Genomic DNA, 14,387 nt, shown 5'->3' with positions numbered 1-14,387 from the left:
AAATATGAAACCCTTATATTTAATTCTTTTACTTTTAATAGCCCAAATTGGGCACAGTCAAACACCACAAGGTCATTATAAAGGTTCCCTAACAAGGAACGGAGCTGTTCAGTTAATTTCATTTGATTTTAATAATGATAAAACCACTTACGATATACCGGAAATTGGTTATATGGATGTGACTCCAGAAAAAATATCGCAGAATAAGGACACATTAAATATAAAGATATTCTATGGTGATTTCTATTGTTTTTTAGATCCTAAAACAGGAGATCTAAGTGGGGTAAGCAAGAATACAAAACCTGAGATAAGAATCCACCTGAAAAAAACAGAGGCAAAAGAAAAAAGCTTTACAGAAGAAGAAATTAAATTTTCGAATGCAGACATCTCACTTGCAGGCGTTTTGTACAAACCAAAAAAATCCGATAAGCCTGCTCCTTATGTTATTTTGGTACATCGCTCCGGATGGGAAGACAGGAATACACCATGGTATCATTCCCTGGCTTATATATTGGCCAGCAAAGGAATAGGTGTTTTACTTTATGATAAACGTGGCACCGGTACATCAACAGGTAATTTTTCATTGGCTGATTTTAATGACTTTGCAGAAGATGCTGCTTCTGCCTTTCATTATCTGAAAGCACGAAATGATCTGAATTATGCCAAAATAGGCTTCCTAGGCGCAAGCCAGGGCGGATGGATCGTACCATTGGCTGCTAATAAAGTCTCCGACTGCGGCTTTGCAGTTTTAATTGTAGGGCCTGCAGTTTCTCTTTACGAACAGGATATTAACCGAGTTCAGTATACCTTGACCGAGGAAGGATACTCAAAAGAATCCGTTAACTCCGCCCTTCATTATTCCGGACTTTTTTTTAAATATATTCAGAGCAATGCTGCAAAAGACTGGGAAGCCCTTAAGAAATATGCCTCTGAAATAAAAGATGAAAAATGGATAGATCAGCTAGACATCCCTCAATCGAAAACCGGGGACGATGTCTTATGGTGGAGAAAAAATAAGTATGATCCTAAAGAAGCTTTAAGTACAATAAAATGCCCTGTATTAAGTATTTTCGGGGAGAAAGATGTATTGGTGCCACCTGTCGAGAACAAAAAGAAAATGGAAACTTACCTGACAAAGGCAGGTGTGAAACACAAGATCATTACCCTAAAAGATTGCGGACACGACATGATTACACAAGGTAAGGTGAATGATGCACAAAAAAACGGGCTCTATACATATTGGCAATGGCAGAAACAGCCAGAAGAATTTGTCAATTCAATTTTTGAATTTATAAACAAATAAAAAATGCAACAGGAAAACTATTTTATCAGATCAGCAATTCCGAATCATTTTAGTGTATCACAGTAGAATAATATTATAAATAATTATTTGATATAAAAGAAGTTCGTAATTATCTATTAATCTGAATCAAACGAATCAAATCATCTATAAAAATGTTTGAAGATACGCTCGTCTTTTACTTAATTTGATAGTTATCTCTTTTTTAAATCATAAGCATCTCTTGATCAAGCTTTAAACGTAAAATACTTAATCTGTATTAAATAGACAGTCTGAAATTACTGCACCAGTAAGCTTTGAAACAATATCAAAAAAAATCCCGAATTATACGGGATTTTAATTTCTTATACTGAGATTTATTTGATCTCTACAGGAACTGAGATTTTATCCCAATCCATTGTGAATCCATTATTGTTTATTTTATACACCAACGTTTCCTGTGTTGCTGGTAAAGCTTTTGTTTTTACATCAACACGTAAAGCATCTTTAGCTTCTTCGTATTTATAAGCACCCCATTGTTTTGGCTCTTTGTTAAAAATCGCAGTCCAGGTTCCACCTTCTTTAGGAATCAAGAAAAAGCTATATTTACCTGCAGGAAGCGGCTTACCCTGAACAGTAATATTTTTATCTGTTTCAAAAGTAGTGGCTTCATTGGCACCCGCACGCCAAACTTTATTATAAGCTTCTAAACCACCCCAAATCGTACGCCCTTTAACAGAAGGACTGCTATAAGCAATGGTAATAGTTGCATCTTTAATTTTTCCCGTAGCAGTAGCCGGAGGGCTGGCAGGTTTTTTAGTATCCTGAGCAAAAGCATTCACTGAAATCGTCATTGCAGCAAAAAGTAAGGTAGCAGATTTAATCATTGTTTTCATACTATTTTTATTTATTTGTTTTTATTATTATTTGTTTACGAATTTACTTCTTTCGGCTTATAAAACAATAACCCGATTGCAGAAAATATAATGACTGCCGCTGCCCCAATTACGTTAAGCCAAAGGAACGAAACGATATCAAATTGATAAACGGAAATAACCGTAATTTCTGATAATATCGCCGCAATAAATACATTGGAGCCTGTGATTTTTTTATAGTAAAAGGCGACAAGGAAAATCCCCAATATCGGACCGTAGAAAAGAGAGCCTAATACATTAACGGCTTCAATAAGGGAGCCCATCTGCGTGGCAAACATAGCTACACCAATTGAGAAAATCCCCCAGGCTAAAGTGTGCAGACGGCTATACCTCAATTCGGTGGCATCATCAGGAATATCTTTTTTAAATATCAGATGAACATCTTTTAATGAGCAGGCAGCAAGAGAATTGAGCGCTGCCGAAATAGAACCCCAACTGGCCAGAAAAATGACGGCAAACAGTAATCCGATCATTCCTACAGGCAATGTATTTTTTACGAAATACAGGAAAATGTAATTGGTATCCGTTTTCTCAGCATTATAGTTGGATTTATTAATCGCTTCCTCTACTCTTCCGTGAAGCTCTTTCACCTCGGTTTGTGTGTTTTTAAAATCTTGAATTGTTTTATTAAGCTCAGGAGAATTAGTCTCTTTTAATTTTAAAATTTCTTTCGATTCAGCATTAAATCTGAATTGTAAATCCTGATGTTCTTTTTCAAAAACTGCAGCCTGTTCAGGTTTTGTTTCCTTTAAATATTGATAAGATCTTTCATTAAAATAAATGGGAGCCGGTTTTAGCGAAAAGAAAGCAAAAAGCAAAGCACCAATCAAAAGAATAGCAAACTGCATTGGAATTTTAACCAATCCGTTCAGCAGTAAGCCCATTTTTGCATTGGTATTGTCCTTCGCAGTAATATACCTCCCCACCTGACTCTGATCCGTACCGAAGTAAGAAAGAGCCAGAAAAAACCCACCTATCAGCCCGCTCCAGATGTTGTATTTATCTTTCCAATCGAATTCTGTGGTGATGACATTGAGCTTTCCGGATTTCCCTGCCAGGTAAAGTGCATCGTTAAAACCAATTCCATTCGGCATATTCTGAATAAGCAGATACCCTGCAAAAGCCATGGTTCCCAGAATAATGAGAAACTGTAACTTTTGGGTATGAGCGATCGCTTTTGCACCACCAACATAAGTGTAAATCATCAAAATACCCCCTGTTAAAACATTGGTTAAGTAAATATTCCAGTTTAAAACGCTTGACAAAATGATACTCGGAGCATAAATACTGATTCCCGTTGATAAACCTCTGGAAAAAAGGAATAGCAATGAAGTGAGTACTCTTGTTTTTTTATCAAAACGATTTTCTAAGTATTCATAAGCAGTGTAAACATTTAAGCGCTGAAATATCGGAATGAAAGTGATACAGATCACAATCATCGCCAAAGGCAAACCAAAGTAATACTGCACGAAACGCATGCCGTCTGTATAAGCCTGGCCTGGTGCTGAAAGAAATGTAATCGCACTCGCCTGGGTAGCCATAATCCCTAAAAGCACAATATACCAAGGCATTTTATTATCTGCTTTCAGGTAGGATTCGTTGCTTTTTTGCCCACGACCGATCAATACGCCGTAAACCACCACTACAACAAGTGTAAAAATAAGAACTGTCCAATCTATAGTACTCATGCCCAAAATTTAGTAAACCAATAATAAAATACGATCTGCAATACTAATGCAACAGCTAATAGTATGTACCAGATATTCCAATTTTTAAGTTGCTTGTTCATCAGTTTTTTTGTGCAGATAAAAAGTTTAAAAATAAACGTGCCGCCCCAACATTTCCTGCTGGCAGCTGTCTAAAAAATGCTAACGGGGTATAAATAAAATTACCCTTTCCGTATTTAGCATATAAAGTTGATCCCTGCAGAGGCTCTTCATCCGTATCGTGCATTTCAAAAAGCGGTTCATATGCCGCATCCCATTGAACAGGGAAATAGGCACCACGCTCCTGTACCCAGCCTTTAAAATCATCCGTAGTAATTTTGTTCGGAAAGTTCAGTAATTTATGATTTGGATTTAAAAACTTAACCGCTGCATTTTCTTCGGTCACCCTCTTATTGGCAATACTGAAATTATACATTCCCAATTGATCAACGGTGGTATCCTGATTGGTATTATACTGCATCACCAAATTACCTCCTGCTTTTGCATAAGACCATAAGAAAGGCATCCAGCGACCCAGTTTTTTCTCTGTGTTATTGGCACGAACACCCAATACGATGGCATCATATTGAGATAGTTTATTTTGATTACCATTTCCACCGGATTGATCTATGGTACCATAAAAATCTTCGTCTTTCAGAACATCAACCTGGATACCTGCAATGCGTAGGAACTCTGGAATGAAATCACCCGCTCCTTCTATATATCCCACTTTTTTAACCTTCGCCTGAATATCACCTTTCATGACGGTTACCGTTGCAGGCGTAAAATATTGTAAGGAAGGCAAATGCGGATACTGAATTAATACTTGTTTTTTATGATAAGTGGCTCCATCTGCAACAAAATTAGCATCCAATTGTAAACGAGATGAGTGTATGGCAGCAAGCTTAGTTTTTGGAATAACATAATCGATGGCGGTATCTTTTCCATTGAGTGAATTTACATTAGCACTGCCTAATCGCTCTCCATTATACATCAGGTTTAGAACCCCTTTATTAAACTGTTTGTTAGAATTAACCTTAACATTTAAACTCAAATGTAAATCTTCATTTCTTTGGCCACATACAAGGGTTGTGTAAATTTCAGTTCCAATGCAGGAACAATACGCAAAGCTTCTACGACATCCCCACGCACAGGATCTAATTTCTTGAAAGATAAAGGAAGTTGAACCTCAAAATTCTCAGAACCGATTTTTAAACCAAGCAAGACATTCAATGGTGATTCTGCCTCAGGCAAACCGACTAAAGTATCATTAGGAACAGAGAATGTTGCCGCATTCGTAGCTGGCTTTGCCAACCAGTAAGGTTCTGTGAGTGCTGCATCAGCAGGAATCTGAATGTCATGCTGAATGGTAATTAAAGAATCTTTGGATAGTTTTCTATTCAAGCTTTCTGACTGACCTAACCATTTTACATTTTCTAAAACAACAGGACTTGCAGCTCTTGAAATCAAATTTAACCTGAAATTATAATGCTCTCCGGCAACAGCTTCAGCCTGATTGGTAACCACCTCACCCATAAATCCGGCACAGCTTAATATAATACTATCAAGAGATTTAAGTTTATCCTTTTTTTGATCTCCATCTTTTAGCGCCATCACCTTTTTTCGCAAAGCAAGTAAAGCAGGCAAACTAAGATCCGGATTATTGAAATTGAAAGCAGAAATAATTGTATCTAAAGATTGATCAATGTCAGTATTCCCCTGTGAAGTCCAGGTTTTCACCACTCCGTCAAAAAGTGTTGTTTTTGCCGGTTCACCAATAACATGAGAAAAATATTCAGTTCTGATACCAGCTACAGATTGTGTTCCTGCCCCCTGGCTTTTATGCAAACTTCTGCTTAATCCTGCCAGCTCACCATAGCCCATTCCCAATTGTGCATCATATTGCCCAACGGTAACTTTCAGTTGATTTTCAGCTGTTGTATTGACCCCACCAAAGCGGAAAGTATTCCATAATACGCGTTTGGGTTGCCATACATTGACATATTTTAGCTGATCTGGAAAAGCATTTTTATCACCTGCCAGCTTAAAAGCTTTTTCAGCAACTACAGCCGAAGCTGCATGTTGCCCGTGGCCTGCCGCAGCAGTAGGAGGAAAACGACAAATGATAACATCAGGACGGAATTTACGGATTACCCAGACTACATCCGCCGTAATGCTGTCTGCATTCCATTGTTTAAAGGTATCGGTCGTATTTTTAGAGAATCCGAAATCAATCGCACGGGTAAAAAACTGTTGAGCACCGTCTAACTTTCTTGCCTCTAAAAGCTCATGCGTTCTTATTAAGCCCAATGCAGCACCTTGTTCTGTACCTAATAAATTCTGACCACCATCTCCTCTCGTTAAAGACAAATAGCCCGTTTCTACATTCTGATCGTTAATTAACCAGGAGAGTAATCCTGTATTTTCATCATCAGGATGAGCGGCAAGGTATAAAACTTTAGGTAACTGTTTAAGGGTTTTGAGTTCCCGGTAAATTTCAGATGATTTTGAAGGCCGGACCTGCTGGGCCGAACAAAAAACCGTATAAAATCCAAGGATAAATACAGTGCTTACTTTTTTGAACATTTAATTTTACTTTGCAGGACAAATATAAGTAAATCATCTTTCTTTCAATAGTAAAATAGTTAAACTGTGAATTTCATAAAAAAACTGTTTAATTTTTATTAATCACAAAAGATACAAAAGTTTTTATTTTTTATAAAAATTTACACCATCCTCTAAGATACAGCAGATTGAGCAGATAATTCTCCATAAGAATTCTGAGATCTTTTGGGAATTATCGGATCAAACCTTATAGGTTTTTAATATGCATAAATTTTAAAACCTATAAGGTTTAGCCCCTTTATAAAATCAGCGCCATCTGCAAAATCTGCGAGAGAAATCATCTACAACTATCTATAAAATCTGCAGAGCTGTGGAAAACTCCTTCAATCACAAATCCAGAGGTTCGACAAATTTAGAAGAAATTCGAGGATTGATACTTATATATTCATTTTTTTAAAGAAAATAAAAGCTACTTATTTTTTCTAATTACATCCCGTGTAAGATAGATATAATTAAACATACAGAATGTGGCTATCGCTCCAAAGGTATGCCATAAAAAGTGGGTTCCGAAGTCCAACCATTCCCATTTATCAATGACTCGGGAAGTGAGAGCGAAAACAAACGACAATAAAGCAAAGCCTACCCATTTGCCAGCTTTCCATTGGGTATAAATCAGATAACTTAATACTGAGAAAAGTACAAATGAAGCCATGATGGCGTAGTTTACATTGATAAAGAGAGAAGGGTTATCTACCAAAATCCAATTTCTCAACCCTAACGTGAGCACCAGATATACAAGAACCATTACAATAGCATAGTACCATTTGAGGCTCTGCGCTAAAAAATAAAATCCGGCAGAGAAGCACAATATCATAATGGGCATCCAATCCATCATGATAAACACCGGCCATTGTCTGAATGCATGATAAACAGTTCCCCCTATGGCACCAATATATAACAACACCAGGCAGTAGGTTAAAAAAGGATATTCTTTAAGATTGCCTTTCATTTTAAGGGTCCAAAAAATAGCTATGGCTAAAAATAATAAAGCAGTGATTGCATTTAACGGCTCAGGAAAGAAATGAGCCATATCTGTTTCTTTATAGAGCATACCTCCATCCGGAGGTAATTGATTTATTGGCATTGTCCTTTTTATATGGGTTCATAGAAAGGCTGTAGAACGCAAAATGCAGACATAAGCCATTTTTTTCTAAATATAGAAAAAATTATGACATTATATAGCTGGATAGGCCTGATCATATTTTATAAAATTGTTAATTCAAAGCAAATTAAACTTTACAAAGCGGCGCCTGCAAGACAATAACCTGTTCTTCTTTCTGATCACAAAACCTTCTTTCAATACAAGATTAGGTATAACTACTGATAGACAAGATTTTTTTTAATAATAATTTTACAGTGAGAATGAAGACAAAATAACATTTGGCTTTAATCCCATAACTATAATCATAAATCTATTAATACATGAAAAAATTCTTACGAAAAAACGCGTGGAATCAGGAAGGAACGTTTGATAATCCCGATTTATACTGGTATGCAAGAGCAGTTGCTGAAATGCAATCCAGAAAATTGGATGATCCGACGAGCTGGTGGTTTTTTGCTGCCATTCACGGTGAAAATTTTGCCGGGGATCCTGATGGTATTGACTGGAATACTATTAAAGCTCCGCCAAAGGTACCTACAAGCCCTTTTCCGTCTAAAGATATAAAAGATAAGTATTGGAATCAATGTCAGCACCAAACCTGGTATTTTGCCCCATGGCATCGTGGCTATCTTATGGCTTTGGAAATTCAGATCAGAGCAATAGTGATAGAACTTAATGGGCCTGATGACTGGGCTTTACCGTATTGGAACTATTTTGGTGGAGAGAAAGAAAATAAAATACCTCCGGCATTTACTAGGCCGTTTTTAGACCGCGATACTCCTAATCCTCTTTTTGTTACAGAAAGACACGGCCCTGATAATGACGGAAATATTTACATCAAATTATTCAAGGACGGCAAGCCAAGAGTTACACAAAATTGTGAACTTAAGACAGTATACACTGGTAATCAAAATTGTTTCGGAGGGCCTGAAACTGATTTTTCACATTATGGAACGATATTTCCTGAAGAAAGTTTAGAAACCAATCCTCACAATTTTGTTCATAATGACGTAGGAGGAGTTGTTAAAGGAAATGAAGGTCTTATGTCTGATCCTAACGCTGCAGCACTGGATCCTATCTTTTATCTTCACCACTGTAATATTGACAGAATGTGGGCATCGTGGAATGCCAGGGGAAACAAGAATCCATCAGAGAAAAAATGGCTGGGAGACCCGAAGGAAATTGGAGAACGTGAGTTTGTAATGCCTTTACTTGATGGAAAAGAATGGACGTATACTCCCAATGATGTAACCAATCTTGATCTTTTGGATTACAGCTATGATGATCTTAAAACAAAAGTAGAACCTGCCGCTGCCGATACGACTTCTGAAAGATTGAGAAAACTAGGAATTCCGATTTTGGATGATGCTCAACTAACTGAATCTACTATGGATAATAATGAGAAACCAACAGAATTAGTCGCTGCCAACCAAGGTTCTTTTGAAATTAAGAATGCAGTAACCAAAACTACCGTTAATTTTTCTGATAAAGGATTAAAGAAAGTTTCTACAAGCCTTTTAAGAGCTTCTGCAGATGAAATTCCTGACCGTATCTATTTGGTTCTGGAGAATGTGAAGGGAAATATCAACGCCAATACGCTTGAAGTTTCTGTAAACAATCAACATATAGGATTTATATCGCTTTTTGGACTTCGCAATGCATCACTGGACGATTCTCACGGAGGAGGTAACGGACTTAGCTTTTCTTTAGACATTACCAATATCATTGATGAGCTGCATCTTGAAAATGATCTTGAGAATCTAAAATCTTTAGATGTTGCCATTACTCCTGATAACGAAATCTTATCCGATACGAAAATTACAGTAGGAAGAATAAGTGTTTACAGAGAAAAACAATAGCAATGAAAAGATCAAATGCTAATCGGAACCTCATAAGTTACAGTGTATGGAGTTTCAGCATTATCTGTTGGTTTATCCTGCTTTTCAATCCCGGCAATTTGCTTACAGCAGCACATTGTCAGATGAATTTATGTAACGGAAGCAGCGTTTCATTAAAAATGATCCTCAAAATAAATCCTTTCTCTGAAATGATGACCGGATGGATATTGATAGTATTGGCCATGATGCTTCCCAAGCTTATTATTCCTATTCAGAGCATCATTAATCAAAGTTTTAAAAGTATGAGCTTTTTATTGGTCATTCTTTTTATAACAGGATATGTTTTGATGTGGACTGTAACCGGGTTTTTATTAAACATTTTCATCATTTTTGTGAGTATTCAGATGCCTGGATCTTTTATTCCGGCAGTTATTTTTGGAATCATCACCTTAATCTGGCAATTTTCTCCCGTTAAGCAAAAGTGCCTTAACAGGGGACATTATCATCCAGTTTTGGCAGCGTGGGGTTCAAAAGCTTATCAGGATGCTTTTTCATTTGGGATTACTCACGGTTTCTGGTGTGTTGGCGCAGGCTGGGCATTAATGCTTCTCCCGATGTTATTACCACAAGGACATCATTTGGCGATGCTGATCGTCACTTTTATTATGCTGAGTGAGCATATGGAACATCCGCAAGCTCCCCGTTGGCGTATAGATTTGAGGTTGAAATTACTGAGAATCATAATCCCTGAAAATCCTATCAGACGTTGATCTGCTGTTAAAAAAAATTAGATTACTATATCCAAATGAGGCTGTCTCAAAAGTCAAATTATTTGACTTTTGAGACAGCCTCATTTTTGTATTTGTATAATTTTCAATCAGGTGGTTTTTAATTCAATTTACTTATTAAATTTGCCTAATTAATGATTAATTTGCATCAATGGATTTACAACAGCTCAAATATTTTCTGGCATTAGCAAAGGAACTTCATTTCTGGAATACGTCGGCGAAAATGAATATTACACAATCTGCATTGAGCCGGAACATTCAGTCTTTAGAGAGTGAACTGGGTGTTCAGTTGTTTTATCGTGACAAACGAAATGTGAAGCTTACTCCTGCAGGAAAATTTTTACAGGAGAAATGGGGTGAAGAGCTTAGTCAAATGGAGTCTTTTCATCAGCTAGCCCGACAAATTCATTTAGGCGAATATGGAACGATAAGAATTGCACATCCCGATTCTATTTCCTCTTCCGTTTTACCTGATTTTGTAAAAAGGGTTTCTGCTGCTTTTCCCAATCTGAATCTGGAATTGTTTCAGCTTACTAATGAGATTCAGGAGGATTATCTTAAAAATTATAAGATAGATCTTGCTTTTTCCCGTGATATCAATACGTATTCAGGAATTAATGAAAAGAAATTATGCCAGGAAAATCTGTCTTTAGTAGTTCCCGAAGATCATCATTTTAAAACCTTATCTGATATTTCGGCAGAAACATTAAAAGAGCAAAAATTTCTTTTAACCACAGGAGATGATGGCAGCAGTTACAATGTATTGGTTCAGGAAGTTCTTGATTTTTATACAATCAATCCTGATTCTTATATTCGCTGTGAGTTTGGATCTACCATTATTTCATTAATTAAAAACGGATTAGGTATTTCGATTCTGCCGCATTCTTATCATCTTCACCAAAATACCGGAATCCATTTTATACCACTCCCCTTTGTTACCGATTTGTACATCCAATGGCGAAAAGACGACCCTAATCCAATTCTTAAAAACATTCTGGAATTAGTTTAACACCATTTCTATGTGCGGAATTCCGTCTTCATCGTAAGGATCTCCTACTTCTTTAAAACCCAGTGAATTGTAAAATTTCAACAGGTACAATTGTGCGCTGATTCGAATTCTTGATTCCTTAAGAATATCCTGACAGCCTTTGATCGAGTTTTCCATCAGTTGTTTTCCAAGTCCCAATCCTCTATATGCTGTACCGATCACAACGCGACCAATGGAAGCATCTTCGTAGGTCAAACCATGTGGAACAATTCTGGTATAACCCGCCAGATTTCCATCAACAAAACACATCAGGTGATGACATTTTAAATCTTTATCATCAATGTCCTGATACACACAGTTTTGTTCTATAATAAATATTTCGCTTCTTAATTTTAATATGTTGTAGAGTTCGATAGTGGATAATTCTTCGAATGATTTTATAAAAAATTCAATTTTCGGGGTGTTGTTTTTCAAATCCAGTTTCATCATAATATCGGTTTGTTCTTCATTTCCGAGCATGAAAATATGTTGATCAAATTCTTTAAACCCATTTTTCCGGTAAAAGCTAATCGCCCGTCGATTGTTTTCCCAAACGCCCAGCCAAACATAATCTGCATTTTTTTCTTTGGCAATAGCAATCGCTTTGTCATAAAGAGCCTGTCCCACTTTTTTTCCGTGAAAATCTTTAGAAACATATATCCTTTCAATTTCAAGCGCATCATCTCCTTTCATTTCAGTTTGTGATGAGCCGGTATTGAGTTTTAAATATCCAATGACTTTATGATCAAGCTTGGCAAAGTAGAATTCGGAGTTTCTATCGTTAAGTTCGGCATGAAGCTTTTCTGTTGCAAACTTGTTTCAAGATATTGCGCCATGCTTTCTTCTGTATTATCCTCGGAGAAGGTTTCAAAGAATGTTTTTTTACTGATCTCCTGTAATTCTGTTATATCGTTTTCTGTAATTTTTGTTATTATTATTTCCATATTTTATACTTTCCATTCATAGTTCAACCCATCTATTTATTCCTGCAAAATTAGCCTGTAGAATAATGCGGAAAAATGCTATTTTTTAATTATTTGATTTGTTTTTTGCATTAAAAGAATGAACGCAAAGTTCATTAATTATTCTGCTTTATCGTAAGTAGGCAAAGAACAGAATCAACAAAGTTGATTCGATGAAACAGCCATTTTTGCCTCACGCTTAATCGGCAACGAAGTTGTAATGCTTTCCCCTCTTATCATCAACAGTTTCAAAAATGAAACCTTTGTGTCATAAAATGTATTATCAACCCATTATATTTTCAATCAAAGAACACTCGAAGAATGTTATGATTGAGAATTCTGTCAAGGGAATTCAACTGGATATTTTAGACCTAGCACAATTTAATACATTATGTTATAATCTTCAAGACATTAGAATAAATACAAATATCTGTATATCTAAAAAAAATCATCTTATTATAGAGAAAATAGAATTTGACAGAATTTGACATAAACAGCTCTAACCAAACATAAAACACTGGCATTAAAAACATTATAAACGCATTAAAAATCCCTATATTTCAATATAATATTACGAATTAATTAATTTTATTCAATTATAAAGCCTTTTTTTTATTTTTTTATTAAAAAAAAGTTATATTTGACTTACCCAAATAACACCTTAACATGAAAACAAAATTTACACTATTCAGTGCTATTCTTATTACTGGATTCTCATCTGCCCAAGTAGGATTTAATACAACTTTACCCAAAACAACTGTGGATGTATCTGCTAAAGAGATACTTCAGGAGTGATTACGGATAACTCCCAAACATTCGGATTGCAGGCTCCGAGGCTTACAAGAGCTGAGCTTACCGTCAATACAGCAACCTATAACAGCGATCAGCAAGGAGCATTAATTTATATTACGGATGTAACTGGTGGCGATGCTACAGGACAACGTATTAATGTTACTGCTATGGGCTATTATTATTTTGACGGCGCAGTATGGCAAAGACTTACACAGGCTACAAACACCATCGCTCCGGTGATTTCAGCGTTACAATGTACCACAGCTTATTTAAATCCCTCTACTTATACTGCTGGTACTCCTTTCAACGGAAACCTGAGAGTTACCTATACCCAAGGAAACGGAGGCACTTATAATTCAGGAGCACCTTTTACAGTGAACGGATTAACCTTCCAGCTAAGACCCGGAATTTTAGAGTTTGGTGATGGCGAATTGGTATTCTCAGTGACTGGAACTCCTACCACTGGTAATAATATGACTCTTCCTATGAACAGCACTGCAATTCCTTTCTTAACAGCTGCACAAAACTGTACTGCTACAGTGGGAAATACCAGCCGTGCAGACATTTCAGATCTTGCTGCGATGGGATATTCTACCCTCACAACCGATTCCAACGGGAAACAAGCCTATACCTTTCCTTTAACTACCCCAGATGGTAAGTATTCGATCAGGGTAATATTTGATACCACAAGTGGGACAACCGCTGCAATTCCTAATGTACAATTGTATAATAATACAGGAGCTACCGTTAACCTATATTGGAATTATAACACCGAATATGGTGGTTATATTGGCGCAGCTGTAACAACAAACAATATTACTTCAGGAGTATGGGGCGGTATGGCAGATGCTTCAGCTACATGGTATCCCCAAGGCACAGGGGCAGTAGGAAACGCTTACTGGGGGAACGTAGGGATTATAGATGGAGCCAGTGGCGGGCCTGAGCATAGAAGATATACCTGGATAGACAGTAATGCTTCTTCAAAAACCGCTTATACTGCAACCATTATGGCAGGAGCACCCACTTCAGGCAGTGCCCAGCCCAACCTTTCTAAAATATACATCAAGATAGAGCAAGTAAGAGCACAATAATATAATGCTCTTAAAATAGACTGCCCCCAAAAAGTTAGACACTTTTTAGGGGCATTTCTTATTTATCGGCAAAGTTTACAATACATTTATGGATGTGAAAACATAAGGGATGCTCACATCACTTGCTCCCTGCTCTCCGAAGTTTCCTCACTTTGGAGCAGTTTAAAGAAAATAATCTTACGACTTTACGAGCTCAAAGTCAAGAAACTTGTTCAGCTGGAGATCATATTGAAATTATTTCT

11 protein-coding genes and 2 pseudogenes are annotated in these 14,387 nt (G+C 36.7%); 6 read left to right on the top strand and 7 right to left on the bottom strand.

Translation table 11 applies throughout. From position 1 onward, the window contains the following. Nucleotides 1–4 precede the first annotated feature (4 nt). Nucleotides 5–1,303 (top strand): alpha/beta hydrolase family protein, encoded by a 1,299-nt coding sequence (locus tag QWZ06_RS09295; RefSeq protein WP_290297454.1) that lies wholly within the window; start codon nucleotides 5–7, stop codon nucleotides 1,301–1,303. A gap of 353 nt (nucleotides 1,304–1,656) precedes the next feature. Here QWZ06_RS09295 and QWZ06_RS09290 read toward each other — a convergent pair whose 3' ends face one another. The 5 genes from QWZ06_RS09290 to QWZ06_RS09270 form a co-directional block, all read right to left on the bottom strand. Next, entirely contained in the window at nucleotides 1,657–2,175 is a 519-nt protein-coding gene (locus QWZ06_RS09290) for a DUF2911 domain-containing protein (RefSeq protein ID WP_290297453.1), read from the bottom strand. Nucleotides 2,176–2,210: 35 nt separating this feature from the next. Beyond that, nucleotides 2,211–3,902, bottom strand: a complete 1,692-nt coding sequence (locus tag QWZ06_RS09285; protein WP_290297452.1) for a sodium:solute symporter family protein — start codon at nucleotides 3,900–3,902, stop codon at nucleotides 2,211–2,213. A 100-nt stretch (nucleotides 3,903–4,002) separates the two neighbouring features. Continuing rightward, nucleotides 4,003–4,974 (bottom strand): hypothetical protein, encoded by a 972-nt coding sequence (locus tag QWZ06_RS09280; protein WP_290297451.1) that lies wholly within the window; start codon nucleotides 4,972–4,974, stop codon nucleotides 4,003–4,005. After that, the gene (locus QWZ06_RS09275) at nucleotides 4,971–6,506 is read right to left on the bottom strand and encodes a PIG-L family deacetylase (RefSeq protein ID WP_290297449.1); all 1,536 of its coding nucleotides are present in this window, start codon (nucleotides 6,504–6,506) and stop codon (nucleotides 4,971–4,973) included. Before QWZ06_RS09275 ends, QWZ06_RS09280 begins: the two co-directional genes overlap by 4 nt. Nucleotides 6,507–6,954: 448 nt before the next feature. Beyond that, nucleotides 6,955–7,629: a hypothetical protein gene (locus QWZ06_RS09270; RefSeq protein ID WP_290297448.1), complete on the bottom strand. Its 675-nt coding sequence runs from the start codon at nucleotides 7,627–7,629 to the stop codon at nucleotides 6,955–6,957. A gap of 338 nt (nucleotides 7,630–7,967) precedes the next feature. On the opposite strand from QWZ06_RS09270, the gene QWZ06_RS09265 reads away from it, so the two are divergent. The 3 genes from QWZ06_RS09265 to QWZ06_RS09255 all read left to right on the top strand — a co-directional run bounded on the left by QWZ06_RS09265 (nucleotide 7,968) and on the right by QWZ06_RS09255 (nucleotide 11,282). Then, complete coding sequence (locus QWZ06_RS09265; protein ID WP_290297447.1) at nucleotides 7,968–9,506, top strand: tyrosinase family protein; 1,539 nt, start codon at nucleotides 7,968–7,970, stop codon at nucleotides 9,504–9,506. A 2-nt stretch (nucleotides 9,507–9,508) separates the two neighbouring features. Next, nucleotides 9,509–10,255 (top strand): copper chaperone, encoded by a 747-nt coding sequence (locus QWZ06_RS09260; protein WP_290297445.1) that lies wholly within the window; start codon nucleotides 9,509–9,511, stop codon nucleotides 10,253–10,255. A 169-nt stretch (nucleotides 10,256–10,424) separates the two neighbouring features. Next, nucleotides 10,425–11,282, top strand: a complete 858-nt coding sequence (locus QWZ06_RS09255; protein ID WP_290297441.1) for a LysR family transcriptional regulator — start codon at nucleotides 10,425–10,427, stop codon at nucleotides 11,280–11,282. Here the strand turns inward: QWZ06_RS09255 and QWZ06_RS09250 are convergent. Together QWZ06_RS09250 and QWZ06_RS09245 are read right to left on the bottom strand one after the other, a co-directional pair. Beyond that, a pseudogene (locus QWZ06_RS09250) lies at nucleotides 11,274–11,618 on the bottom strand (GNAT family N-acetyltransferase); the annotation flags it as partial. The gene QWZ06_RS09255 and the pseudogene QWZ06_RS09250 sit on opposite strands and share 9 nt — an antisense overlap. 114 nt (nucleotides 11,619–11,732) lie before the next feature. Next, a pseudogene (locus QWZ06_RS09245) lies at nucleotides 11,733–12,244 on the bottom strand (GNAT family N-acetyltransferase); the annotation flags it as partial. Between the two features lie 684 nt (nucleotides 12,245–12,928). On the opposite strand from QWZ06_RS09245, the gene QWZ06_RS09240 reads away from it, so the two are divergent. Both QWZ06_RS09240 and QWZ06_RS09235 read left to right on the top strand, forming a co-directional pair. Beyond that, nucleotides 12,929–13,057: a hypothetical protein gene (locus QWZ06_RS09240; protein ID WP_290297440.1), complete on the top strand. Its 129-nt coding sequence runs from the start codon at nucleotides 12,929–12,931 to the stop codon at nucleotides 13,055–13,057. Next, complete coding sequence (locus tag QWZ06_RS09235; protein ID WP_290297439.1) at nucleotides 13,054–14,145, top strand: phage tail-like protein; 1,092 nt, start codon at nucleotides 13,054–13,056, stop codon at nucleotides 14,143–14,145. Before QWZ06_RS09240 ends, QWZ06_RS09235 begins: the two co-directional genes overlap by 4 nt. The last annotated feature ends 242 nt before the right edge of the window (nucleotides 14,146–14,387 follow it).

The sequence above is a fragment of the Chryseobacterium tructae genome, from assembly GCF_030409875.1.
GTDB lineage: Bacteria > Bacteroidota > Bacteroidia > Flavobacteriales > Weeksellaceae > Chryseobacterium > Chryseobacterium tructae.
This window is presented reverse-complemented; position numbering and strand designations above follow the sequence as displayed.

Bases quoted from the DNA above. Each gene is read 5' to 3' on its own strand.
- QWZ06_RS09295 (WP_290297454.1), top strand. From the start codon at position 5: ATGAAACCCTTATATTTAATTCTTTTACTTTTAATAGCCCAAATTGGG.
- QWZ06_RS09290 (WP_290297453.1), bottom strand. From the start codon at position 2,175: ATGAAAACAATGATTAAATCTGCTACCTTACTTTTTGCTGCAATGACG.
- QWZ06_RS09285 (WP_290297452.1), bottom strand. From the start codon at position 3,902: ATGAGTACTATAGATTGGACAGTTCTTATTTTTACACTTGTTGTAGTG.
- QWZ06_RS09275 (WP_290297449.1), bottom strand. From the start codon at position 6,506: ATGTTCAAAAAAGTAAGCACTGTATTTATCCTTGGATTTTATACGGTT.
- QWZ06_RS09270 (WP_290297448.1), bottom strand. From the start codon at position 7,629: ATGCCAATAAATCAATTACCTCCGGATGGAGGTATGCTCTATAAAGAA.
- QWZ06_RS09265 (WP_290297447.1), top strand. From the start codon at position 7,968: ATGAAAAAATTCTTACGAAAAAACGCGTGGAATCAGGAAGGAACGTTT.
- QWZ06_RS09260 (WP_290297445.1), top strand. From the start codon at position 9,509: ATGAAAAGATCAAATGCTAATCGGAACCTCATAAGTTACAGTGTATGG.
- QWZ06_RS09255 (WP_290297441.1), top strand. From the start codon at position 10,425: ATGGATTTACAACAGCTCAAATATTTTCTGGCATTAGCAAAGGAACTT.
- QWZ06_RS09240 (WP_290297440.1), top strand. From the start codon at position 12,929: ATGAAAACAAAATTTACACTATTCAGTGCTATTCTTATTACTGGATTC.